Source organism: Indolivaga alginatilytica (assembly GCF_003201355.1).
GTDB classification, from domain to species: domain Bacteria; phylum Bacteroidota; class Bacteroidia; order Bacteroidales; family Dysgonomonadaceae; genus Dysgonomonas_A; species Dysgonomonas_A alginatilytica.
This window is the reverse complement of sequence record NZ_QICL01000071.1, coordinates 1-1,313: the sequence shown is the minus strand read 5'-3', so window position 1 is coordinate 1,313 and position 1,313 is coordinate 1. Positions and strand designations below refer to the sequence as shown.

Genomic DNA, 1,313 nt, shown 5'->3' with positions numbered 1-1,313 from the left:
TGCCGTTTTCTATAGCTGTAAATACGGATTCTATCCCTTCCGACTCCAGTATGTGATGAAAAACACCACCAAGTGAAGAAGCACCGAAACTCAGACTCGATATCTTCATTCCCGTTTTTCCAAGTTCTCTGTATTCCATAGTATTCAATATTTTCATCAAAAATAGAGATAAGCTGAAATTATAACGCTAAACCTGTAAGGAAAAGATATGCAAAGCTTTGCACAAGTAATTCTTACTTTCTTTTTCCCATAATGTAAGACAAATAAAGCAAAAACAAGCTCAATATATATATATTGAGCTTGTTTAAAAAGAGAAGCTATTTATATACTCACTTAATAACCTGCATTCTGAACCAGATTTTTATTAATCTGCATTTCCGATAGGGGAATAGGCCAAAGCTCATGTGTTCCTTTCTTAAATTTTTTAGTTTCAAAAATATAATAACCTTCATCGTCAACCTTATAACTTGTATAATTAGCCGGATCATTGGTCAATTTCATCCCCGTAAAAGTACCGTTTAATTCGTCGGCTGCTATACCCCAACGCAGTATATCATAATACCTGAGACCTTCGAATGCAAATTCTACACGGCGTTCCCTTCTCACTATTTCGCGAAGCTTATTCTGATCGGTAATCGTAACCGGAGGCATTTGAACTGCCTGACGACCACGTACCTTGTTGATGGTAGAATTGAGTAATGCCTGATCGATAGCCGCTCCTGATTCGAGCATTGACTCTAAATAGCTTAACAAGACTTCTGCATAACGAATGAGTGTCCAGTTACATCCTGAATTCATTAAATTTCCGTTATAATTTTCATCACAAAATTTCTTGATAGAATATCCGTTGTAATTATATTTAGTAAAATCATCGACCGAACCTGACCCCGGACGTGAAATAAATATCTGCCCTTTGAATTTAGTCCGATCCGAGATAAATATAGTATAATCCAAGCGAGGGTCTCTGTTTTCGTAAGGATTATTCTTATCATATAACGGAGATTCATCTATTGTTTTGCCATCGATACACTCGTATACTTTTACTAAATTATTATATGGACAAAATTGATGCCATCCTCCACTCATAATAGGCCATAAATACTGAGGAAGAACATTGGAGTAAACATCTTCCTGATATTGGGTACTTAAGATAATTTCTTTACTGAATTCCTTTTCTTCCCAGAACAATTCTTCATACTGAGGGTCGATAATATAGTAATGCGAATCAGTATTTAAAAAATTAGATAAATAAATGCGATTGCAATTTTACCCATCGTATGTACTAGTAGTCCGGATGTTGATCTGACTTTCTG

The 1,313-nt window shown here is 35.4% G+C and carries 1 protein-coding gene and 1 pseudogene; both read right to left on the bottom strand.

Annotation, left to right across the window (positions count from 1 at the left end):
* Positions 1 to 139, bottom strand: a pseudogene (locus CLV62_RS21430) (aldo/keto reductase); the annotation flags it as partial.
* Positions 140 to 333: 194 nt separating this feature from the next.
* Positions 334 to 1,188 carry a RagB/SusD family nutrient uptake outer membrane protein gene (locus CLV62_RS21425; protein WP_245904164.1) on the bottom strand — a complete coding sequence of 285 codons (855 nt, stop codon included), beginning with the start codon at positions 1,186 to 1,188 and terminating at the stop codon, positions 334 to 336.
* Positions 1,189 to 1,313: the final 125 nt, after the last annotated feature.